Raw genomic sequence first — 20,347 nt, 5'->3', positions numbered from 1 at the left:
GCCGCCCGGGCCTGTCACACTGAACGTCCAGCACCGCAGATCGCATCGATGCCCGAGATCCTCGTTCTTTACTACAGCCGCAACGGCTCGGTCGCCCGCCTCGCCCGCCAGATCGCCCGGGGCATCGGCGAAGTCGACGGCATGCAGGCCCGGCTGCGCACCGTACCGCCGGTCGCCGCCGTCACCCAGGCCGCCGCGCCGCCGGTGCCCGAAGACGGCGCGCCCTACGTCGAGCGCGCCGACCTGGCCGAGTGCGCCGGGCTGCTGCTCGGCAGCCCGACCCGGTTCGGCAACATGGCCGCCCCGCTCAAGCACTTCCTCGACGGCCTGGGCGCCGAATGGGCAAGCGGCACGCTGGTCGGCAAGCCGGCCGGGGTGTTCACCTCGACCGCCACCCAGCACGGCGGCCAGGAGGCGACGTTGCTGACGATGCTCGTGCCGCTGCTGCACCACGGCTGCGTGATCGCCGGCATTCCCTATACCGAGCCCGCGCTGACCAGCACGCGCGGCGGCGGCACGCCGTACGGCGCCAGCCACGTCGCCGGTCAGCAGGACGACCCACAGCCGAGCGACGACGAGTCGGTGCTCGCCCGCGCGCTGGGGCGGCGCATCGCGATGCTGGCCGGCAAGCTCGCAGCATGAGGGCGAGAGGTTCGCGCCCCGTGCTCGCCGGTGCGCTCGCCGCGATCGCGTTGCTGTACCTAGCCTGGCACTGGGGCGATGCGCAGTTCGGTGCAGCCTTGCTGGTGTTCGTGCTGCCGCCGCTGCTGCTGCTCGCCGGCGTGTTGCGCGGCGCGCCCAGCGCGCCGTTGTGGTCGGGCATCGCGGCGCTGTTCTGGTTCTCGCACGGCGTGATGTACGCCTGGTCGCAGCCCGAGCAGGGGCACTTTGCCTGGGCCGCCATCGCGCTGTCGCTGACCGTCGTATTCTCGGCCAGCCTGCCGGGCCTGCGTGCGCGCTTCTCGCGCAAGCGCGGCGATGCATGATCGAGGACAGGCCGAGGCCGGGCGGAACGTGCCGGGGCCGCGATCGCCGATCGCGCAGCCACAATCCCGCCCGCTATCATTCCCACCACTCCACACAGACTGCATGGCAATGGACGAGCTGCTGATCGTCACCACCGGTGGCACGATCGACAAGATCTACTTCGACGACAAATCGGACTACCAGGTCGGCGAACCGCAGATCGGACGCATGCTCGAGGAGCTGGGCGTCGCGTTCCGGTTCCGGGTCATTCCGATCATCCGCAAGGACTCGCTGCACATCACCGACGACGACCGCGAGCTGATCCGCGCGACGATCGCCGCGCAGCCCGCACGCCACGTGCTGTTGACCCACGGCACCGATTCGATGGTCGAGACTGCGAAGGTGCTGGCCTCGATCACCGACAAGACCATTGTGCTGACCGGGGCGCTGAGCCCGGCGCGCTTCCGCGGCTCGGACGCGGAGTTCAACATCGGCACCGCCGTGGGCGCCGTGCAGTCCAAACCGCCGGGGGTCTACGTGGCGATGAACGGCCGGATCTGGGACCCGCTCAAGGTGCGCAAGAACGTCGAGGCCAACCGCTTCGAGCCGGTGCTCTGAGCAAGCGGCGGCGCCTCAGCGCTGGATGGTCATGATGCCGTCGGGTTCGGCGTAGTCGACCTCGGTATCGGCCTGGAGTGCATCGAGCAACCGCCGGGTGCCGTCCGCATCCAGCGCGGGGGCGACCGAGAACACATCCGCCCCGACTGCCAATCGCCGCAGCCACGACAGCTTCGGCGCAGAGGCCGCCTTGCCGGTCCGCGGCAGCGCGTCGGCGACCTGGTCCAAGTGCGCCTGCACGGCGTGCGGGTCGCGTGCCGGCTCGGTGCCGGCCCGGTACTTGACGATGAAACGCTGCTGCATGGCGGGCTCATTGTGCGGCGCGGGCGCGTCGGGGCCACGCGATGCCATCAGCGCCGCGACCGGTGCGCACAGCACCGCCACGGCCAGAATGGCGTAGCCCATCGAAATCGGACGCATGGCCCTGCCCTGTTGAAACCGCGGACTGCGGCGTGGTCGAGCATGCCTTCATGCTGGCGATGCCGGAATGAAGGCCGCAAGACGATTGCGCGACATGCTGAATGGTCCGGCCAAACAGCGACTGGCCCCACATCGCGCGCCGGTCGACGGCCGCCGCAGGCATCCCTGCCTGCGACCACCGCCGACCGGACGTTCACACTCAGTACGTCGCCGTCAGCGTGATGCCGGAGATCGCCGAGTAGGCGTGCACCATCACATGCCATGTGCCCGGCTGCGGATTGACGAACGAGCAGCTCTCCTCGTTGCCGAAGCGGAAGGGCCGGCAATCGTAGGCACTGGTCGTGGGCTGCTCGCCGTAACGCACATACAGGTCACCGTCACCGGTGCCGCCGGTCATCGTCACATCCAGACTCATGGTGCCGGCCGGCACCTGCACCGTCCAATACTGTGCGCTGCCCGCGTCACCCGAGATGCCGGTCACCGGCACCCCGTTGCGCAGCGATCCCTGGCCGCCGCCGTCGCTGGGCTCGGCATGGCGCGCCTGGAGCGTGACATTGGCGAAGGCCGCGGCGCCGACCAGCTTGATGTAGTAGGTACCGGCCTCGGGGTCGACGATGCGCACCGATTCGTTGTTGCCCGGCCGCTGGGAGCGGAAATCGAACGCGTCCAGGGCGGGTTCGACGTCGCGGCTGACATACAGCGAGACGTTGCCGGTGCCGCCGGAGGTCGTGATCAGCAGCGGCCCGCTGACGCCCTCGGGCACGACCAGGCTGTAGAGCTGCTCGCTGCCCGCCGCGCCGCCCAGGCCCGGGACGGCCACGCCGTTCTCGATCGCGATCGCGTCCGGTCCGGTATCACCGACCTCCAGGGTCTCGCTGCGGCTGTGGCTGCGGCCCTCGGTGTCGGTCACCGTCAACGTGACCGTGTAAGTCCCGGCTTCGGCATAGGTATGCACCGGGCTGGCCTGGGTCGAGCTGGCGCCGTCGCCGAACGTCCAGGCGCGGCTGTCGATCGCGTCCTCGCCTGCGGTGGACGTGTCGGTGAAGGTCACGGTCAGCGTGTCGGGATCGATCGCATAGGTGAAGTCGGCGGTCGGCGCGCCCGGCTCCACGCCGCCGTCGGCGGTCAGGGTGTCGACGAATTGCGCACCGGTGCCGGCCGCATCGAGCCAGCTCGCCAGCGAGGTCGCTGCGGTGCCGCCGCCGGTCCAGGAGGTGAACAGCCGGCCGTACCAGTCGACGTGATCGGCGCCGGTCGTCGTGCACGAGGCATAGCCGCCGTGCAACTGGCCGATCACACGGCCCTCGGGGCTGTAGAGCGGCGAGCCCGAGGATCCGCCTTCGGTGGTGCCGCGCGGGTTCCACTGCACCCACAGATGGCTGTTACCGCTGGCGCCCAGATAGCCTTCGACGCGCAGCGGATTGTCGGAATGGGTGATGCGCTTCTCGGCCACCCGCGGGTGGTGGATACCGGTGGCGCCGCTTGGTGCGAGGTCGCGGCGGTCCCAGCCCGACCAGCTCAGTGCGAACGCCGGGTCGGCCGGCGTGTCGAGCTCGAGCAAGGTGAAGTCCGAGCCGGCATGGGTCGCGCGCACGACCGCACCGGTCTGGTTCTGCGCCAGGCTGCCGTCGCCATTGGCTCCGCTGGCGGAACTGCCCGGCGTGCGGCAGGTGGAGTTCTCGTAGTTCCAGTACACGACGATGCTGGCCGCCGCGTCCGCCGTGCCCATGCTGCAATGGTGCGCGGTCAGGAAGTACATCTTGCGGTCGCCGGCGGTGTTGTTGAGCAACGACCCGCTGCAATAAAACATGCCAAAGCGCGAGTACGCGCCGACCGAGGGAATCTCGTCGCGGAAGTCGTCGCCGTCGGGACACACCACATCGACGTTGCAACTGCCAGACACGCCCTTGGTCTGCGCCAGCGCGCCTTCGCGCGCGAGCCGGCCGAAGCCGACATAGTCGTGGTTGACGCTGGTCAGCCGCAACTTGAGTTCGGGCAGCTTGGCCTTCGGCACCACGACTTCCAGCACCGCGCTGTCGCCCGGCACGATCGGCGTCCACAGCGCGCCATGCGGCTTGTTGTCGGTCGCGTCGAAGGCGCGGATCGCTTCGGGATCGGCGTTGCGGTCCAGCCCCGTCGGATAGACCAGCAGGCGCCCGCCCTCGGGCATGTGGTACTCGGAAAAACCGAAGTTCAGCGACAGCGCATCCTTCGATTCCACCCGCAGCCGCCAGACAAGGTTGCCGCCGGCGATCTCGTCCCAGTCGCCGGCATCGGCCGGCGTCAGGTCCACGGCCAGCGGCGCGGCGAATCGCACCGGGCGCAAGCCCTGGGTGCGCGATTGCCGGGCGTCCTCGGCGCGCAGCCGGGCGACGTCCACGCCCGGCATGCGCTTGAGTTCGACGGTGTGTTCGGCCGGCAGCCGGTGGGCGAACGCCGCGGGTCGCGCGTCGCGTGGCGCCGCCGTCGCGATGCCGAGCGATAACACGCCGGCGGTGAGGCTTGCGATCAGAGTCTTCATCCCTTTCTACCCCTGGTTGGATTGCACAGAAAAAACGGAGCACGCCGAAGACCGGTGTGCTCCGCCGGCGACACGCGCGACGATCACGGCGTGCCGCCTGCCCTCTATCCCCGAGCCCTGCATCCCCGTCGCGCTAGTCGTGATCGGCGCGCAACGTGACTCCCGAGAACGATGAATAACCGCGCACCAGGACGTGGTACGTCCCGGCCTGAGGCGTGGCGAACGCGCAGCTTTCGTTGTTGCCCGACCGGTAAGGACGGCAGTCCCAGGTCGAGGTCGTCGGTTGCGCGCCGCGCCGGACGTACAGGTCGGCATCGCCGCTGCCCCCAGACAGCGCGATGACAAGGTTGGTCGCCCCCGACGGCACGTTGACCGTCCAGAACTGACTGCTGCCGGTGCCGCCCGACAGGCCGGTGATCGGCGTGCCGACGACCAGGCTGCCGTCGCCCGGATCGGGCCCCGGGCCGGTGCCGCCGCCTGACGCGGCATCCACCGCAGCCTTCGCATCGACGATGCCCGCGCCGATCGGCTGGGACGGGGTCGAGGGGAACGCGCGCGCCGTGCTGGTCAGCAGGGCCTTGATCTGGGCTGGCGTCTTGGCCGGATTGGACACCGACTGCACCAGCGCGACCACACCGGCGACATGCGGCGCGGCCATCGAGGTGCCGTCGTAGGAGGCATAGCTCTCGCTGCCCGGCGTGGTCTGGCCACTGTTGAGCGTGGAGACGATGCCCGAGCCAGGCGCCGAGATCGTGATGCCTGTGCCGTAGTTGGAGAAGCTCGAACGCGCGCCGGTGCTGGTATTGGAAGCGACCGCAATGACGTTGGCGCAGTTGGCCGGCGAGAAGCCCGAGACGTTGGCATTGCTGTTGCCGGCGGCGATGACCAGCGTGGTGCCACGACCGACCGCGCCGTTGATCGCACTCTGCATCGTGTTGCCGCAGCTGCCGCGTCCGCCCAGGCTCAGGTTGATGACCTCGGCCGGATTCTGGTTGGCGGGCACCCCGGCAACCGTGCCGCCCGAGGCCCAGATCACCGCGTCGGCGATGTCGGAGTCGTAGCCGCCGCCACGGCCGAGCACGCGGACGGGCACCACCTTGGCCAGCGGCGCAGTGCCGGCGACGCCGACCCCGTTGTTGGTCACCGCCGCGACCGTGCCCGCAACATGCGTGCCGTGCCAGCTCGAAGCATAGATGCCGTCGAAATCGCCCGGATCGCTGGGATCGGCATCGCGGCCATTGCCATCGCCTGCGATCGTCGGATCGCTGATGAAGTCGTATCCGGGCAGGATGTTGGCATTGAGGTCGCTGTGCGAGGTGATGCCGGTATCGAGCACCGCGACGACGGCGCCCGCACCGCGCGTCACGTCCCAGGCGGTGGTCGCGCGAATGCCCCCGGCGCCGGTACCGAAGCCGTACTGCTGGCTGAAGCGCGGATCGTTGGGCGTCCAGAACACCCGATTGCGCTTGTCGACCTCGACGTACTCGACATCGGGGTCGGCCGCGAGCTGGCGCATCACCGATTCGGCATCGGCCCGATCCAACTTGCGGCTGGTACGCACGACATCGGCGCCGACGGCCGTGCGGCGCAGGTGCTCGAGTCGCAATTGCTTGCCGCCGCCGACGGCCAAGCGACCGGCCACCGACCCCAGTGCCGCGTTGATCGAGGCCGGCTGCGCCTGCGCGGCGCTGCCGTCCCGGTACTTGACGATGAAACGGTCGTGCTGCTCGGCGGACTGCAACCCGGCAAGATCGAGCCGCTCGACAGCCTGGGCCGCGGCCAGCGGCGCGGCAAGGGCCAGCAACGTGGCCGCCGCCAGCACACGGCGCTGAAGGCGACGGAAGGGAATGGACGTCTTCGACATGGGAAACCCTCGAAACCGTGGGCGCGCCGGAGCCGCGGCGCGGGGCCGGGGTCGGACACATCGCGATGGGCGATGGCCGACCCGCAACGTACGCGGCATGACGAAACTGACCGCAAACTGACGCTACGCGACAGCCCTGTTCGCGCGCAATGGCGGGTCACGTTAATTTTTCGACAATAAGAGTGATAAGCATCACATTTCTGCATGATGCTTTGCGTTCAGCCATGTGAGCAGCGTCCGGGATGTCTTACGGCTGCGAGGTGGGCGTGGCCAAGTTTGCGCACGCGCACCCTATCGGCCGAACACACTCGAGGCGTGTTGCACGAATGCCGACAGGCGGCGTCGGGTATCGGACCATCGAGCCACCACCACGCAGCAGCAAGCCCGGCGCACCTGCCATGTGGACATGTGGATCTGAGGATGGACGGCGCGGCGGCGCCGTCAGAGCATGCCGGTCTCGAGTTGCGCGGCCTCGGACATCATCGACCGGTTCCACGGCGGATCGAACACCAGCTCGACATCGGCCTCGTCGACGGTCGGGATGAGCTCGAGCTTGCTGCGCACATCGTCGACCAGGATCTCGCCCATGCCGCAGCCCGGCGCAGTCAGCGTCATCCGCACCTCGACCTTGCGGTGCCCGTTGTCGACGGGAATCACCACGGCCTCGTAGACCAGGCCCAGATCGACGACGTTGATCGGGATCTCGGGGTCGAAGCAGGTGCGCAGCTGGTGCCAGACCATGCGTTCGACCGCCGCGTCGTCGGCGTCGTCGGGCAGTTCCAGCGGCATCGGCGGCTCTTTGCCGATCGCATCGGCATCGCGGCCCGCGATCCGGAACAGATTGCCCTCGACGAACACGGTGTAACTACCGCCCAACGCCTGAGTGATGTAGCCGGCACTGCCGGCCGGCAGCGTCACCTCCTCGCCCTGGGGGACGAGAACGGCTTCGCAATCGCGTTCGAAACGGACGGGTTCGCTGCTGCGAGAGTACATGGCCCAGGACATGAGGGCCGGAAGCGGCCGCGACAAGGCTGTCATTGTATCGCCGCGCGCCGGTATGCTGACCGACCATTCCCGCGATGCTGTCTTCCATGTCCGAACCCGCCCGCGCCCGGCGCTGGCCGCTGGCGATCGGTCTGCTGCTGCTCGGCAGCGCCGGCATCGCGGCCGCCTGGATCCTGCTGGCCGACGCGCTGGGCGCGCAAGGCGCCTGGATGGCCGTGGTCGCCGCGCTCGATGCCGCGCTGCTGGTGCGCCTGGCGCGGCTCCGCCCCGGGCTGGTGCGCGCGCTCGCAGGCACGGCCGCGACGCTGCTGGCGATCATCATCGCCAACTGGGGCATCATCGCCACCCAACTCGCCCGCCCGATGGGACTGATGCCCTGGGAATCGGCGCTCAAGCTCGGGCCGCACCACGCCTGGACCCTGGCCAGCCTGGCCAACACACCGGCCGATCTAGCCTGGCTCGGCGCCGGGCTGGTGATCGCGGCGGTACTCGCGCGCTAGATCCTGCGCCACGGCAGCAGTCGCATGCGAAGCAAGGTTGGCGCCGCTTAGATGTGAGTCGTCGGCGCATCCGCGCCCAGATGCACGAGCAGATCGCGCATCGGCGGCGCCAGGCCTCGCCAGTCGCGGACACAGACGCATAGCCGGCGGCGCGTCCAGGCCTCGCGCAGCGCGATCGTGCGATGGGGATGGCGGCGACGGTAACGCTGCGAGGCGCCGGCCGGCACGATGCCCACGCCGACGCCGCGCGCGACCAGCAGGCACAGGTCCTCGAAAGTCCGGACACGGATGCGGAACGCGAACGCGCGGCCCGCGTCAGCCGCGTGCGCATCGAGGTGATCCTGCAATGCGCTGCCCGGAGCCAGACCGACGAACGGCAGGGCGAGCGCATCGGCGAACGCCGCCTCGCGCACGGCGGCGAGCGGATGGTCGACCGGCACGATCAGCACCAGCCGGTCCTCCGCCACCGGCGCCAGGTGCAAACGACCGGCGTCGACACTGTCGGCGACCACACCGGCCTCGATGCGGCCCGAGGAAACTGCACGCACGATCTCCGGGCTGGTGCGTTCCTTCAACTCAATGCGGACCGCCGGACGCGCCGCCAGCCACGGCGCCAGCGCCCTGGGCAGGAAGCCGGTCACTGCCGCGGTATTGGCATACAGCCGCAAGGTCCCGCGCGCGCCGGCGGCGAACGCCTGCAGTTCTTCATGCAGCATGCCGTGTCGTCGCAGCATGCGCCGCGCATGGTGCGCAAGCGCCTCGCCGGCCTCGGTCGCGCGGACACCGCGGGCGTGTCGCTCGAGCAAGGCGATACCGGCATCGGCCTCGATCCGTCGCAGCCGTTCGCTGGCCGAGGCCAGCGCCAGGTGTGCACGCGCCGCGCCCTGGCTGATGCTGCCGGCATCGATGATGTGCAGAAACAGGCGCAGGTCGGACAGGTCGATTCGCACGGAACCTCCAGGACGCGCCCTTCGGTTCATCCGAAGGACGACACGGCCAAAGCCGCATTGTGCCCGTCGCCGGCCCGGCGCCCAATGGCGCCATGGACACGGCAATCGCTTTCCCCCTCGCGGCACTGATCGGCACCTTCCTGCTCGCAGGCGCAGTGAAGGGCCTGACCGGCATGGGCCTGCCCACGATCGCCATGGGACTGCTCGGGCTGGGCATGCCGCCCGCGGCAGCCGCGGCGATGCTGGTGGTGCCCTCGATGGTGACCAATGTCTGGCAACTGGCCGCCGGCCCCGAACTGGGACCGCTGATGCGCCGGCTCTGGCCGATGCTGCTAGGCATCGTGGTCGGCACGGTCGCCGGTGCCGGCGCACTAGCCACGACCGATCCGACCTGGTCGGGGTTCGCGCTCGGTCTGGCGCTCATCGCCTACGCCGGCCACGCCCTGCTCGCGCCGCCGCTGACCGTGCCTGCACGCCATGAGCGCTGGTGGTCACCGACGGTCGGCGTCGCGACTGGCGCGGTCACCGGCGCCACCGGCGTGTTCGTGATCCCGGCCGTGCCGTACCTGCAGGCGTTGGGGCTGCAGCGCGATACGCTGGTGCAGGCACTGGGGCTCTCGTTCACGGTCTCGACGCTGGCGCTGGCGATCGGGCTGGGCGTCCACGGCGCGTTCCGCTTCGAACAGGCCGGTCTGTCGACGCTGGTGGTCGTGCCCGCGCTGGCCGGCATGTGGCTCGGCGGGCGGTTACGCCAGCGCATCCCGCCGGCGCGGTTTCGCGTGTGGTTCCTCGTCTGCCTGCTGCTGCTCGGCCTGGAACTCGCCTCGCGCCCCTGGCGCTGACCGACCGCATGACCGCCACGCCCTCCCCTACCCGCTGACCTGCAGCAGCATTCAGGCTAGGATCGACGCCGGCAACAGCGTGCCCGGCCCGGACGACAGCGTCCGGTGTCCTAGACCCACGGGGAGTGGTGATGGCGGTCGTCGTGCTTGCGATGAAAGAAACCGCACCTGGCGAACGCCGGGTGGCGCTGACGCCGGAAACGGCGCGCAAACTGACTGCCGCCGGGGCCACCGTGCTCGCGCAGCGTGGCCTGGGCGACGGCGCGCATTTCGCCGATGCCGCCTATGCCGAGGCCGGCGCACATCTGGTCGGCGATGAAGCGCTGCCGCAGGCCGATCTGGTGCTGTGCGTGCAGGCGCCGTCCACCGACGCGATCGCCCGGCTCAAAGCAGGCGCCGCCTTGATCGGCACGTTGCAGCCCGACGCCGAACCGTCGCGGGCCGATGCGCTGCGCACGCACGGCATTCTCGCCTTCCCGCTCGAGCGACTGCCGCGCACCACCCGCGCGCAGGCGATGGACGTGCTCAGTTCGCAGGCCGGCATGGCCGGCTACAAGGCCGTGCTGATCGGCGCGCAGCTGGCGCCGCGGTTCTTCCCGATGCTGACCACCGCCGCCGGCACGATCCGGCCCTCGAAGGTGCTGGTGATCGGCGCCGGCGTTGCGGGACTGCAGGCGATCGCGACCGCGCGGCGCCTTGGGGCGCAGGTCGAGGGCTTCGACGTGCGGCCCGAGACGCGCGAGCAGATCGAATCGCTGGGCGCACGTTTCCTCGATCTAGGCGTGAGCGCTGCCGGCGAGGGCGGCTATGCGCGCGCCTTGACCGACGAAGAGCGCGCCGAACAGCAACGGCGTCTGGCCGCGCACCTGGCCGGCATCGATGTCGTGGTCTGCACTGCTGCCGTGCCCGGGCGGCGGGCACCGACGCTCATCGACGCCACCATGGTCGCCGGCATGCGGCCGGGCAGCGTGATCGTCGATCTGGCCGCCGAGACCGGCGGCAACTGCGCGGCCACCGTGCCCGGGCAGACCGTCGAGGTCGCAGGCGTCACGGTCGCGGGCCCGCTGGATCTGGCGAGCCTGGGCGCGACGCATGCCAGCGAGATGTACGCACGCAACCTCCAGCACTTCGTATCGCTGCTGCTCGCCGACGGCGCCCTCGCCTTCGACTGGACCGACGAATTGCTGGCCCGAACGGTGTGGCCGCAGGTGCCGGCTGCCGCCCCCATGTCCGGAGTTCCCGCATGATCGATGGAGTCGTGGCGCTGTACATCGTGATGCTGGCCGCAATCGCCGGCCATGTAATCATTTCGCGCGTGCCGGTGATCCTGCACACGCCGCTGATGTCGGGGTCGAACTTCATCCACGGCATCGTCCTGATCGGGGCGATGGTCGTACTCGGCCACGCCGATACCACGCTGGAGAAGGCGATCGGGTTCCTCGCGGTGCTGATGGGCGCCGGCAACGCCGCCGGCGGCTACGTCGTCACCGAGCGGATGCTGGAGATGTTCAAGCCCACCGCCAAGCGGAGCGAGGCGCCGTGACCGACCTGCCCGTCTCGCCACTGTCGCGGGGCCTGCCCTCGGCCCGTCCCGCGCTCCAGTGGCGGCGCGACCGTCCAGCCCTGGTCGCAGGCGCCACGATGGTGACGGCACGATGAGCGGCCTCGACCTGCGCACAGGACTGATCGCGGCGAGCTACTTCGTCGCCGCAACCCTGTTCCTGCTCGGCCTGCAGCGCATGGCCTCGCCGAAGACCGCGCGCTCGGGCATCCAGTGGGCGGGCGTCGGCATGCTGCTGGCGACCGCGGCCACGTTCTTCGTGCCGGGCCTGCACAACCTTGGCCTGATGGCGACAGCGATCGCGCTGGGCACCGTGCTGGCGTGGGTGTCGGGCAAGAAGGTCGCGATCACCGACATGCCGCAGATGGTCGCGCTCTACAACGGTTTGGGCGGCGGCTCGGCGGCGGCGATCGGCGCGGTCGAGCTGCTGCGCTGGTCGCAGCACGCCACCGCACCTGCTTCGGTGCCGTTGGTGCTGGCGACGCTGGGCGCACTGATCGGCGCGATCGCGCTCTCGGGCTCGGTGATCGCCTGGGCCAAGCTCGACGGGCGCATGGACAAGCGCTACGCCTTCCCCGGCCAGCAACTGTTCAACCTGGCGGTGTTCGTCGCCGCGCTCATCGTCGGCGGCCTGGTGGTGCATGCGCTCCAATTGCCGGCGATCGTCGCGTTCTTCGCATTGGCGCTCGCGCTGGGCGTGCTGATGACGCTGCCGATCGGCGGCGCCGACATGCCGGTGGTGATCTCGCTGTACAACGCGCTGACCGGCCTGGCGGTGGCCTTCGAGGGCTATGTGCTGGGCAACGAGGCGTTGATGATCGCCGGCACGATGGTCGGTGCGGCCGGCATGCTGCTGACCCGGCTGATGGCCAAGGCGATGAACCGCTCGATCCGCAGCGTGCTGTTCGCAAGCTTCGGCGGCGGCGCGCAGGCGCAGGCGATCGAGGGCACGCAGAAGCCGATCGAGGCCGGCGACGTGGCGGCGATGATGGCCTACGCCGAGCGGGTGGTGATCGTGCCCGGCTACGGCATGGCCGTCGCCCAGGCGCAGCACAAGATCCGCGAACTGAGTCAGCGGCTGATCGAGCGCGGGGTCAAGGTCAAGTTCGCGATCCACCCCGTCGCCGGTCGCATGCCCGGGCACATGAACGTGCTGCTGGCCGAGGCCGGGGTGCCCTACGACCTGATCGTCGACATGGACGACATCAATCCCGAGTTCGCCAGCACCGACGTCACCCTGGTCATCGGCGCCAACGACGTCGTCAACCCGGTTGCCAAGACCGACCCGGCGAGCCCGATCTACGGCATGCCGATACTGGACGTGATCGATTCGAAGAACGTCGTGGTCATCAAGCGCGGCAAGGGCACGGGCTTTGCCGGCATCGAGAACGCGCTGTTCTACGCCGACAACACGCGCATGCTCTACGGCGACGGCGCCGAGGCGGCCGGCGCCCTGGTCACCGAGCTCAAGGCGCTCGACGGCGGGCATTAGCTCCGCCGCCGTCCGGCAGGCGCCATCCGGACCTGCACCGGCCGGCACGAGCGGCCGAGCACCGTCGCGGTCGCGCGCCAGGCCAGGCGCCGCAATCGCCGATGAGCAGCGGCGGCGTATGGAACCATCTGCGGCGTCCGCGTCAACCGCCGGTGCCGCGAGGCGTTATCCATGACGACCCCGCCCGTGGCGCAACGACCCGACGATGGATGGCAGCCGCCCGTTCGACCCGCAGACGCATGCCGTGCACGGTAGGCTGGCGCCGGTGAGCGCTCCCCTGCCTGCGGCGACGGCCGCCCCCGACACCGCGCCGCCGGCCACGCTCGAGGCGTTTCTGGCGAGCGTCGAACGCCGGGCGTTTCGTTTCGCCGAGCTGGGCCTGCGCCATCGCGACGACGCGCTCGACGCGGTGCAGGACACAATGATCCGGATGCTCGGCTATCGCGACCGGCCGGCGTCGGAATGGACGCCGCTGTTCTGGACGGTGCTGCGCAGCCGGATCGTCGACACCCAGCGCCGGCGCACGTTCCGGCTGAGCTGGCTCACCGATGCCCGCACGCCCGAGGGCGAGGAGATCGACTGGGCCGATGCCGGCCCCGATCCGTCGCGCTCGCACGACGGCCGCGAGGCCTGGCAGCGATTGGCCGAGGCGCTGCGCCAACTGCCGCGGCGTCAGCGCGAGGCGTTCACGCTGCGGGTGTTGGAGGAATTCGACGTCGGGACCACCGCCCGCATCATGGGCTGCGGCGAGGGCTCGGTGAAAACCCATCTGTTCCGTGCCCGCGAGGCGCTGCAGACGCAACTGGAGGAGTTTCGATGAACCCGCCGAACGACCCGCGCACGGCCGCGGACGACGACGCCGCGCTGCGTGCGCTCTACGGCCGTGCCCAGGCGCAGATCTCGGCCGGCACCACCGCGCGCCTGCATCGCGCGCGTCATGCCGCCACGACCGGTTCGACCGCCTCCCCTGCGCGGCGCAGTTGGGCCTGGCCGGCCGCCGCCGGCTTCGCCGCGCTGTTCGCGCTGGCGATTGGCATGCAATCGCTCGCCCCGCCGGCGCCGCCGACTGCCACGCCCGCGCCGGTCCTGGCCGAAGCCGACGGCGCGGCCGCCCTCGACGACGGCGTGGCCGACGCCCTGGCGACGTACGAGGAATCGCCGGACTTCTACCTGTGGCTCGCCGCGAACGAGTCCACCTTGCTTGCGATGGAGTGACCCCATGCGCCTGTCTTCCCCCTTCCTGCGTACGGTCCTGCTGCTGGGCGGCCTGTCGGCAACCGGTTTTGTGGCCGCCCAGTCCGGCCCGGCCCTGCCCGAGTGGGACCGGCTCACGCCCGAGCAGCGCGACCAACTGGTCGCGCCGATCCGCGAGCGCTGGAACGACGCCGATGCCGACAAACGCCGCCGCATGCTCGGCCACGCCCAGCGTTGGCAAACGATGACGCCGGCCGAGCGCGAACACGCCCGCCACGGCATGCACAGTTGGAAGCGGCTGCCGCCCGAGCAGCGCGAAGAAGCCCGTGCGTTGTATTCCAAGCTGCGCACGCTGCCCGAGGCCGAGCGCACCGCGCTGCGCGAACGCTGGCAGCAGATGACCCCTGAACAGCGCCGCCGCTGGGCGCAGGCCAATCCCGCGCCTGAGCCGCGTGATGGCGCCGCAACGCCGCGCTGACGCCAGCCTCGACACGCGCCGTCGTGCCGCCGATCGCTGCGATCACCCCACCGCAGCGCTGTCGACGTCGTCGTTGGCCGCACTCAGGTGCTGCCAGAGATGCTTCATGGCCTCGTCGAACGGGGCATCGATCGAACGCACGAGCGCACGCCCGGCCCCGACCAACGCGGCCAGTTCCTCGGGCGAGACGACCATCCGGCGCACACCGCGCCGGTTGACGATCAGCAGCCGCGAGGTCAGCGGACTGATCCACGCCACCCGGGCCACCGATTGGCGACCGTGCTCGTCGATCAGCCGCAGGCCCTGACCCGGCCGAAGCTGGCGCATCCGCGCGGCGATGGTCGGATCGAATGCAGGCGTCGCGGTGCCGTCGACCAGGCGCAGCAGCGGATCGGACGGCTCGTCCAGCGCCTCGTCTTCCGGCAGCGGCGTATGCAGGCGCCTGGGCGCATCGCAACGCGCGAGCGCGGCCACGATGCGCGTGACCTCCTCGCGCGCGGCGGCCGCGTCGAGACCGCCGCTGGCGTAGCAATCGGCCAGCGGCCCCTGCAGCGCACGCAAGGACGCGGCGACCGCGGTGCCATCGGCCGCTGCGGCGTCGAGGTCGATGCCGATCATCGCATCGCCGATCGCGACCGCGGCGCGGTGGCGTGGCGAATCGGGACCGTCGCGCAGCCAGGTCTGGGTCAGGTGGTGGCGCCAGTGCTGGTCGAGAAACCGGGCGACCGCGTCGGTCAGCGGCTGCGCGGTCATGCGCTCGGCCACGAGCGCAGCTACGCCGCGGCGTGCCTGTTGCAGGCGTTCGCGGCCGTGGATCGCCTCGGCGGCACGGCGCTCGGCAACTTCCGTGCGACGGCGTTGCTGGTCCAGGCGGTCGCGCAATTCTTCGGCCGCGAGCGCGAACACCGCCTGGTCGGTTTCGTATTCCTCCACGACCCGGTCGACGAGCCGCCCGGCATGCTCGAGCAGGTCGCGGTCGACCGCGGTGTCGCCGGTATTGCCGTCGCAGGCCTCGGTGACTGCATCGAGCAACCGGCGCGCTGGATGGCCGCGCTGGCTGAACAGCGTTTCGTCAGTCAAAGCGACCTTGAGGCAGGGCATGACCAGCCGGCCGTAGAGATCGCGAGCCTGCTGCATCAGGTCGTTGGCCTCGAACAGCGCCTGGAACAGCAGGCCGACCAGGTCGATCACGTCTTCGTCGTCGCCGCTCAGCGGCGCGCGGTCGGGATCGATGCCGACGCCACGCAGGCCGCGCGCGAGTTCGAGCCGGATCACATCGCCCAACCGCCGACGATCGTCACCGGCCAGCACCCGGGCATACGGGGAGGGGTCGTCCCCCTGCAGCAGCCGCGCCACGCTGAGCAGCTTCGCCGCCTCGAGGGTCTGGGTTGCGCGGGGCGGCACATCGAGCGCGGGCGCATCCTCCGACGGGGACGCAGGCGTACGCGCGCGTTGCGCCCGCCAGCGGTGCAACTGCGCGCGAACCAGCACGAGCTCGGCGCCCCGCGGATCGGTGTCGGTCGTATCCGGGCCGCTGGCGGCCAGCAGCCGGGCCAGATCCGGCGACAACGGCCGCTGCGCGGGCCGGGCGCTGTCGCGCGCGGCGTCGGCGACGTCGGCCGTATCCGCCCGCGCCTCGGCCAGCCCACCCTCGGGTTGCCACGCGGGCGCGCGACCGCCACGGCCGGCGGCCGGTGTCGCAGGCACCGGCCCGAACGCGGTGTCGAGCAGCGTATCGGCGCGGGCGTAGAGCCCGGCCAGAACCGCCGGCAGCCGTGCACCGAGTTGCTGGAACAACTGGGCGCGCAGGTCGCGCGGCAGCGCATCGGGATCGAGCAGACCGGCAAACGCCTGGACCGGCACGGCCGGACGCAGCGGATGCGCCGCGCCGTCGGCGACCCCGAGGCGCGATGCCAGCACCGCCATCCGGCCATCGAGCGCGGTCAACGGGCCCGTCCACTGGTGTTCGAGCAGGTCGACCTGCTGCTCGACCGCCAGATGCAGTTCCAGCTGGCCTTCGGACATCAGCGCCATCGCATCGTGTGCCGGCCGCGGCGAGGCGGCGCTGCGCCAACGTTCGAACGCCGCCTCGATGGCGGCACGGAAGCTCGCTGCCAGCACCGGGGCACGCATGCGCAACGCGCGCGCAGCCAATCGTGCGTCCTGTGCGGCCATGTAGTCGACGGCAGCGCCGAGCGCATCGCGCTCGACCTGGGCCTCGACCTCGTCCCACAGCGTCGACAACACCTCGCCCAGCGCCGTCACCGCGTCGCGTCGCAGCGCGTCGAACACCGCCTCGGGCTCGCCCGGCGTAGGTCGGCGCGCATGCGGCGCCGGACCGATGTCGTGGGGATGCGTCATCTTGGGGGAGAATCGGGGGCATGGGGCACAGTGCCCCCGCACTTAGCTTTCCGAAACCAGAGGCACAAGTCCGTGACGATACTCCCAAATGCTGAACGCCTTCTCGACGCGCTCGATGCGCGACGCTCGGTGCCGGCGCGCCAACTCGATGCGCCTGGCCCCGACGACGCGACCCTGCTGCGCATGCTGCGCTCGGCGGTTCGGGTCCCCGACCACGGCAAGCGGGTGCCGTTCCGTTTCCTGCGCATCGCCGGCGATGCGCGTCACGCGCTCGGTGAGCAGTTGGTCGACCGCGCACGCGCACGCGATCCGGAGATCGGCGCCAGCGCGCTGGACAAGGATCGGCACCGGTTCTCGCACGCGCCGCTGGTGATCGCGGTCGTCGCGATTCTGGACCCGCACGACACCGCAATTCCCGACATCGAACGGCTACTGACCGCCGGCAGCGTGTGCTTTGCGCTGTTGCAGGCCGCCCAGGCCTGCGGCTTTGGCGCCTCCTGGCTGACCGGCTGGCCGGCCTACGACTCCGAAGTCCTCGCCGCCCTCGGCTTGGGCGAGCACGAGCGCATCGCCGGCTTCATCCACATCGGCAGCCCACGGCTCGATCCGCCCGAACGCGAGCGCCCGGACCCGGCCGCGCTGCTGCAGGACTGGGTCGCGCCGTGAGTTTGACGCCCCCCGCCGTCCAGTCGCCCGCCCCCTCGCCCACCGCGCCGCTATACCTGGTCGACGCCAGCCTCTACGTGTTCCGCGCCTGGCACTCGATGCCCGACGAGTTCCACGACGCCGAAGGCTGGCCGACCAATGCGGTGCAGGGCTTCGCACGGTTTCTTGCCGAACTCATCGAGCGCGAGCGCCCGCGACACATCGCAGTCGCCTTCGACGAAGCGCTCGACAGCTGTTTCCGCAACCGCCTGTACCCGGCCTACAAGGCCAATCGCCCGCCCGCGCCCGACGCATTGCGCCGGCAGTTCGCGCACTGCAAGGCGCTGTGTCGCGCGCTCGGCCTGGTGGTGCTCGCCGACACCGAGTACGAGGCCGACGACCTGATCGGCAGCGCGCTGCACGCCGGTCGCCGCCGCGCGCACCACGGCGTCATCGTCTCGGCCGACAAGGATCTCTCGCAACTGCTCCAGGGCGCCGACGAGCAGTGGGATTACGCCCGCGGCCAACGTTGGACGGCGGCCGGCGTGCGTGCGCGCCACGGCGTGGAGGCGCACCAGATCGCCGACTACCTCGCGCTGTGCGGCGACGCGATCGACAACATTCCCGGCGTGCCGGGCATCGGCTGCAAGACCGCGGCCAGCCTGCTGCACCACTTCGGCACGCTCGACGCGCTGCTGGCACGCAGCGACGAGATCGGGTTCCTGCGTTTCCGCGGCGCCGCCCAGGCGGGAGCGAAGTTGCGCCAGCACGCCGAAGCCGCGCAGTTGTATCGACAGCTGACGACGATCGCCTGCGATGCGCCACTGGGCGAGGGCGCGGACGGCTTCGCACGGCGCGAGGGCGATGCGCAGGCGCTGTCTGCCCTGTGCACCGCGTTGCGTTTCGGTCCGTTGACCCGGCGGCGCCTGTACGCGGCGGCCGGCCTGACCTGGGCGCCGGTGGCCGAGGCCTGACCGGCGCGCCGCCGCGTGCTACCGGCGCTGCGGCCGGGCGACTACCATCGACGCATGACGAACCAGGACGCGGGACCCGCCGACGCGGCGGAGGTGCTCTACCAGGGCGATTGGCTGCGGTTGGTCCGCCGGGGCAAGTGGGAATCGTGCGAGCGCACGCACGGCGGCAACGGCATGGCGGTGCTGATCATCGCAGTCACGCCGGATGACGAGGTGCTGTTCGTCGAGCAGTACCGGGTGCCGCTGGGTGCGCGCACGATCGAAATGCCCGCCGGCCTGGTCGGCGACCACGGCAGCTCCGATTCGCTCGAGGACGCGGCCCGGCGCGAACTGATCGAGGAGACCGGCTGGTCGGCCGGGCGTGTCGACGTGCTGCTGACCGGCCCGACGACGGCGGGCATGAGCAACGAGCGCGTGGCCTTCGTCCGCGCCCGCGAGTTGACCCGGGTCGGCAAAGGCGGCGGCATCGACGACGAAGACATCATCGTCCACACCGTGCCGCGCGCCACCGCGCCGGCCTGGCTGATGCGCAAGCATGCCGAAGGCTACGAGCTCGACCTCAAACTCTGGGCGGGGCTGTGGATGATCGACCACCAGCCCGACGGCACGCCGGCCGACTGACGGTCGCGGGCCGGGCCTGCGCCCGGCCCACCTGCACTCAGGCCTTCTTGAGGAACTCGGTGCGCAGCACCAGGCCCTTGACCTTCTCGGCGTTGCACTCGATCAGGTCGGCGTCGTCGGTGAGACGGATGTTCTTGACCAGCGTGCCGCGCTTGAGCGTGACACTGGTGCCCTTGACCTTGAGGTCCTTGATCAGCGTGACCGAGTCGCCGTCGGCGAGCGCGGTGCCGTTGCTGTCCTTGACGACGAGGGTGTCTTCTTCCGACATGGTGCGATGTCCCGTGGTGCGCGCCGGTGTCCGGCGCATGAGCAGTGGATACGTGCCACGCGAGCGCGCGTGGATGATCGCGCCCGCACATGCGGGCGCGCAGTGGATCAGGCGAAGCGGTCGGTCGCGCGGACCAGCGCGTCGATGTTCTCGGCTTCGAACGCCGAGTGGCCCGAGGCCGGCGTGATCACCAGCTCGGCCTTCGGCCAGACCTGATGCAGGTCCCAGGCGTTCTGCACCGGACAGACGACGTCGTAGCGGCCGTGCACGATGACGCCGGGGATATCGACGATGCGGTAGGCGTCGCGCAGCAACTGGTCGTCGACTTCGAAGAACCCGCCGTTGACGAAATAGTGGTTCTCGATGCGTGCGAACGCGAGCGCGAACCGCGCATCGGCATGGCTGCCGGCGAAGTCCTCGTCGATGTGCAAAAAGCTCGTGGCGCCTTCCCAGACGCTCCACGCGCGGGCGGCGTCCAGGCGCACGCCTTCGTCGTCGCTGGTCAGACGCTTGTGGAACGCGGCGATCAGGTCGCCACGCTCGTTCTGCGGAATCGCGGCGATGTACTGCTGCCAGGCTTCCGGGAACAGGCGCGACGCGCCTTCCTGGTAGAACCATTCCAGCTCCCAGCGCCGCAGCATGAAGATGCCGCGCAGGACCAGTTCGGTGACCCGGCGCGCGTGGCTCTGGGCGTAGGCCAGCGCCAGCGTCGACCCCCACGAGCCACCGAAGATCTGCCACTGCTCGATGCCCAGGTGCTCGCGCAGGCGCTCGATGTCAGCGACCAGATCCCAGGTCGTGTTGGCGACAAGATCGGCATGCGGCGTCGAGCGTCCCGCGCCACGCTGGTCGAACAGCACGATGCGGTACTTCGCCGGATCGTGGAAGCAGCGCATCTTCGGGCTGCAACCGCCGCCCGGGCCGCCATGCAGCAGCACGACCGGCTTGCCCTTCGGGTTACCGCACTGTTCGTAGTACAGGACGTGTCGATCGTCGACGGCCAGCGAACCGGTGTCGTAGGGTTCGATGGCGGGATAGAGCTGTCGCATGCACGGGCATCCGAAAGG

General features: G+C 70.4%; 21 protein-coding genes and 1 pseudogene. 14 read left to right on the top strand and 8 right to left on the bottom strand.

Features of this window, described 5'->3' with window-relative positions:
• Positions 1 to 48: 48 nt before the first annotated feature.
• The 3 genes from wrbA to MNO14_RS03740 all read left to right on the top strand — a co-directional run bounded on the left by wrbA (position 49) and on the right by MNO14_RS03740 (position 1,584).
• The gene (wrbA, locus tag MNO14_RS03750; protein WP_241945449.1) at positions 49 to 642 is read left to right on the top strand and encodes an NAD(P)H:quinone oxidoreductase; all 594 of its coding nucleotides are present in this window, start codon (positions 49 to 51) and stop codon (positions 640 to 642) included.
• Positions 639 to 986 carry a DUF2069 domain-containing protein gene (locus tag MNO14_RS03745; protein ID WP_241945448.1) on the top strand — a complete coding sequence of 116 codons (348 nt, stop codon included), beginning with the start codon at positions 639 to 641 and terminating at the stop codon, positions 984 to 986. Before wrbA ends, MNO14_RS03745 begins: the two co-directional genes overlap by 4 nt.
• 109 nt (positions 987 to 1,095) lie before the next feature.
• A complete protein-coding gene (locus MNO14_RS03740; RefSeq protein WP_241946250.1) occupies positions 1,096 to 1,584 on the top strand; it encodes an asparaginase domain-containing protein in 489 nt (162 codons plus the stop codon).
• Between the two features lie 15 nt (positions 1,585 to 1,599).
• Here the strand turns inward: MNO14_RS03740 and MNO14_RS03735 are convergent, their stop codons facing one another.
• From MNO14_RS03735 to sufT, 4 genes are all read right to left on the bottom strand, one after another.
• Positions 1,600 to 2,004 (bottom strand): hypothetical protein, encoded by a 405-nt coding sequence (locus MNO14_RS03735; protein WP_241945447.1) that lies wholly within the window; start codon positions 2,002 to 2,004, stop codon positions 1,600 to 1,602.
• 199 nt (positions 2,005 to 2,203) lie between these two features.
• Positions 2,204 to 4,525, bottom strand: coding sequence for a pre-peptidase C-terminal domain-containing protein (locus MNO14_RS03730; protein ID WP_305879407.1), 2,322 nt, complete (start codon positions 4,523 to 4,525; stop codon positions 2,204 to 2,206).
• A gap of 133 nt (positions 4,526 to 4,658) precedes the next feature.
• Positions 4,659 to 6,389: a S8 family peptidase gene (locus MNO14_RS03725; protein WP_241945446.1), complete on the bottom strand. Its 1,731-nt coding sequence runs from the start codon at positions 6,387 to 6,389 to the stop codon at positions 4,659 to 4,661.
• A gap of 441 nt (positions 6,390 to 6,830) precedes the next feature.
• Complete coding sequence (gene sufT / locus MNO14_RS03720) at positions 6,831 to 7,382, bottom strand: putative Fe-S cluster assembly protein SufT (protein ID WP_241945445.1); 552 nt, start codon at positions 7,380 to 7,382, stop codon at positions 6,831 to 6,833.
• 98 nt (positions 7,383 to 7,480) lie between these two features.
• Here sufT and MNO14_RS03715 point away from each other — a divergent pair, with 98 nt between their 5' ends.
• Complete coding sequence (locus tag MNO14_RS03715) at positions 7,481 to 7,894, top strand: hypothetical protein (RefSeq protein ID WP_241945444.1); 414 nt, start codon at positions 7,481 to 7,483, stop codon at positions 7,892 to 7,894.
• Positions 7,895 to 7,941: 47 nt separating this feature from the next.
• Here MNO14_RS03715 and MNO14_RS03710 read toward each other — a convergent pair whose 3' ends face one another.
• Complete coding sequence (locus MNO14_RS03710) at positions 7,942 to 8,844, bottom strand: LysR family transcriptional regulator (protein WP_241945443.1); 903 nt, start codon at positions 8,842 to 8,844, stop codon at positions 7,942 to 7,944.
• Between the two features lie 92 nt (positions 8,845 to 8,936).
• Between MNO14_RS03710 and MNO14_RS03705 the strand changes: the two genes are divergently transcribed.
• The 7 genes from MNO14_RS03705 to MNO14_RS03675 all read left to right on the top strand — a co-directional run bounded on the left by MNO14_RS03705 (position 8,937) and on the right by MNO14_RS03675 (position 14,411).
• A complete protein-coding gene (locus MNO14_RS03705) occupies positions 8,937 to 9,686 on the top strand; it encodes a sulfite exporter TauE/SafE family protein (RefSeq protein WP_241945442.1) in 750 nt (249 codons plus the stop codon).
• 131 nt (positions 9,687 to 9,817) lie between these two features.
• The gene (locus tag MNO14_RS03700; protein ID WP_241945441.1) at positions 9,818 to 10,933 is read left to right on the top strand and encodes an NAD(P) transhydrogenase subunit alpha; all 1,116 of its coding nucleotides are present in this window, start codon (positions 9,818 to 9,820) and stop codon (positions 10,931 to 10,933) included.
• Positions 10,930 to 11,229, top strand: coding sequence for an NAD(P) transhydrogenase subunit alpha (locus MNO14_RS03695; RefSeq protein ID WP_241945440.1), 300 nt, complete (start codon positions 10,930 to 10,932; stop codon positions 11,227 to 11,229). Before MNO14_RS03700 ends, MNO14_RS03695 begins: the two co-directional genes overlap by 4 nt.
• Before the next feature lie 112 nt (positions 11,230 to 11,341).
• Positions 11,342 to 12,739, top strand: a complete 1,398-nt coding sequence (locus MNO14_RS03690; RefSeq protein WP_241945439.1) for an NAD(P)(+) transhydrogenase (Re/Si-specific) subunit beta — start codon at positions 11,342 to 11,344, stop codon at positions 12,737 to 12,739.
• A 205-nt stretch (positions 12,740 to 12,944) separates the two neighbouring features.
• On the top strand, positions 12,945 to 13,559 hold the full coding sequence (locus MNO14_RS03685; RefSeq protein ID WP_241945438.1) for an RNA polymerase sigma factor: 615 nt from the start codon (positions 12,945 to 12,947) through the stop codon (positions 13,557 to 13,559).
• Complete coding sequence (locus tag MNO14_RS03680; protein WP_241945437.1) at positions 13,556 to 13,954, top strand: hypothetical protein; 399 nt, start codon at positions 13,556 to 13,558, stop codon at positions 13,952 to 13,954. The genes MNO14_RS03685 and MNO14_RS03680 overlap by 4 nt, the downstream gene beginning before the upstream one ends.
• Before the next feature lie 4 nt (positions 13,955 to 13,958).
• The gene (locus MNO14_RS03675) at positions 13,959 to 14,411 is read left to right on the top strand and encodes a DUF3106 domain-containing protein (protein ID WP_241945436.1); all 453 of its coding nucleotides are present in this window, start codon (positions 13,959 to 13,961) and stop codon (positions 14,409 to 14,411) included.
• Positions 14,412 to 14,453: 42 nt separating this feature from the next.
• Here MNO14_RS03675 and MNO14_RS03670 read toward each other — a convergent pair whose 3' ends face one another.
• The gene (locus MNO14_RS03670; RefSeq protein WP_241945435.1) at positions 14,454 to 16,772 is read right to left on the bottom strand and encodes a DUF1631 family protein; all 2,319 of its coding nucleotides are present in this window, start codon (positions 16,770 to 16,772) and stop codon (positions 14,454 to 14,456) included.
• 72 nt (positions 16,773 to 16,844) lie between these two features.
• Between MNO14_RS03670 and MNO14_RS03665 the strand changes: the two genes are divergently transcribed.
• Genes MNO14_RS03665 through MNO14_RS03655 form a run of 3 tightly spaced genes read left to right on the top strand, consistent with a single transcriptional unit; the run spans position 16,845 to position 19,012 of the window.
• A complete protein-coding gene (locus MNO14_RS03665; RefSeq protein ID WP_241945434.1) occupies positions 16,845 to 17,438 on the top strand; it encodes a nitroreductase in 594 nt (197 codons plus the stop codon).
• Positions 17,435 to 18,391, top strand: a complete 957-nt coding sequence (locus MNO14_RS03660) for a 5'-3' exonuclease H3TH domain-containing protein (protein WP_241945433.1) — start codon at positions 17,435 to 17,437, stop codon at positions 18,389 to 18,391. Before MNO14_RS03665 ends, MNO14_RS03660 begins: the two co-directional genes overlap by 4 nt.
• Positions 18,392 to 18,445: 54 nt before the next feature.
• Positions 18,446 to 19,012 carry an NUDIX hydrolase gene (locus tag MNO14_RS03655; RefSeq protein WP_241945432.1) on the top strand — a complete coding sequence of 189 codons (567 nt, stop codon included), beginning with the start codon at positions 18,446 to 18,448 and terminating at the stop codon, positions 19,010 to 19,012.
• A 37-nt stretch (positions 19,013 to 19,049) separates the two neighbouring features.
• Here MNO14_RS03655 and MNO14_RS03650 read toward each other — a convergent pair.
• Positions 19,050 to 19,268, bottom strand: a pseudogene (locus MNO14_RS03650) (alkylphosphonate utilization protein); the annotation flags it as partial.
• A gap of 119 nt (positions 19,269 to 19,387) precedes the next feature.
• Positions 19,388 to 20,329 (bottom strand): prolyl aminopeptidase, encoded by a 942-nt coding sequence (gene pip, locus MNO14_RS03645; protein ID WP_241945431.1) that lies wholly within the window; start codon positions 20,327 to 20,329, stop codon positions 19,388 to 19,390.
• Positions 20,330 to 20,347 lie beyond the last annotated feature (18 nt).

This window comes from Luteimonas sp. S4-F44 (genome assembly GCF_022637415.1).
Lineage (GTDB): Bacteria > Pseudomonadota > Gammaproteobacteria > Xanthomonadales > Xanthomonadaceae > Luteimonas.
Note: the sequence above shows the minus strand (reverse complement) of the source record. Positions and strands in the feature narration are given on the sequence as shown.

What these genes read in the sequence shown, in the direction of transcription:
- wrbA (WP_241945449.1), top strand. Translation starts at nt 49, where the DNA reads ATGCCCGAGATCCTCGTTCTTTACTACAGCCGCAACGGCTCGGTCGCC.
- MNO14_RS03745 (WP_241945448.1), top strand. Translation starts at nt 639, where the DNA reads ATGAGGGCGAGAGGTTCGCGCCCCGTGCTCGCCGGTGCGCTCGCCGCG.
- MNO14_RS03740 (WP_241946250.1), top strand. Translation starts at nt 1,096, where the DNA reads ATGGACGAGCTGCTGATCGTCACCACCGGTGGCACGATCGACAAGATC.
- MNO14_RS03735 (WP_241945447.1), bottom strand. Translation starts at nt 2,004, where the DNA reads ATGCGTCCGATTTCGATGGGCTACGCCATTCTGGCCGTGGCGGTGCTG.
- MNO14_RS03730 (WP_305879407.1), bottom strand. Translation starts at nt 4,525, where the DNA reads ATGAAGACTCTGATCGCAAGCCTCACCGCCGGCGTGTTATCGCTCGGC.
- MNO14_RS03725 (WP_241945446.1), bottom strand. Translation starts at nt 6,389, where the DNA reads ATGTCGAAGACGTCCATTCCCTTCCGTCGCCTTCAGCGCCGTGTGCTG.
- sufT (WP_241945445.1), bottom strand. Translation starts at nt 7,382, where the DNA reads ATGTACTCTCGCAGCAGCGAACCCGTCCGTTTCGAACGCGATTGCGAA.
- MNO14_RS03715 (WP_241945444.1), top strand. Translation starts at nt 7,481, where the DNA reads ATGTCCGAACCCGCCCGCGCCCGGCGCTGGCCGCTGGCGATCGGTCTG.
- MNO14_RS03705 (WP_241945442.1), top strand. Translation starts at nt 8,937, where the DNA reads ATGGACACGGCAATCGCTTTCCCCCTCGCGGCACTGATCGGCACCTTC.
- MNO14_RS03700 (WP_241945441.1), top strand. Translation starts at nt 9,818, where the DNA reads ATGGCGGTCGTCGTGCTTGCGATGAAAGAAACCGCACCTGGCGAACGC.
- MNO14_RS03695 (WP_241945440.1), top strand. Translation starts at nt 10,930, where the DNA reads ATGATCGATGGAGTCGTGGCGCTGTACATCGTGATGCTGGCCGCAATC.
- MNO14_RS03690 (WP_241945439.1), top strand. Translation starts at nt 11,342, where the DNA reads ATGAGCGGCCTCGACCTGCGCACAGGACTGATCGCGGCGAGCTACTTC.
- MNO14_RS03685 (WP_241945438.1), top strand. Translation starts at nt 12,945, where the DNA reads ATGGATGGCAGCCGCCCGTTCGACCCGCAGACGCATGCCGTGCACGGT.
- MNO14_RS03680 (WP_241945437.1), top strand. Translation starts at nt 13,556, where the DNA reads ATGAACCCGCCGAACGACCCGCGCACGGCCGCGGACGACGACGCCGCG.
- MNO14_RS03675 (WP_241945436.1), top strand. Translation starts at nt 13,959, where the DNA reads ATGCGCCTGTCTTCCCCCTTCCTGCGTACGGTCCTGCTGCTGGGCGGC.
- MNO14_RS03670 (WP_241945435.1), bottom strand. Translation starts at nt 16,772, where the DNA reads ATGACGCATCCCCACGACATCGGTCCGGCGCCGCATGCGCGCCGACCT.
- MNO14_RS03655 (WP_241945432.1), top strand. Translation starts at nt 18,446, where the DNA reads ATGACGAACCAGGACGCGGGACCCGCCGACGCGGCGGAGGTGCTCTAC.
- pip (WP_241945431.1), bottom strand. Translation starts at nt 20,329, where the DNA reads ATGCGACAGCTCTATCCCGCCATCGAACCCTACGACACCGGTTCGCTG.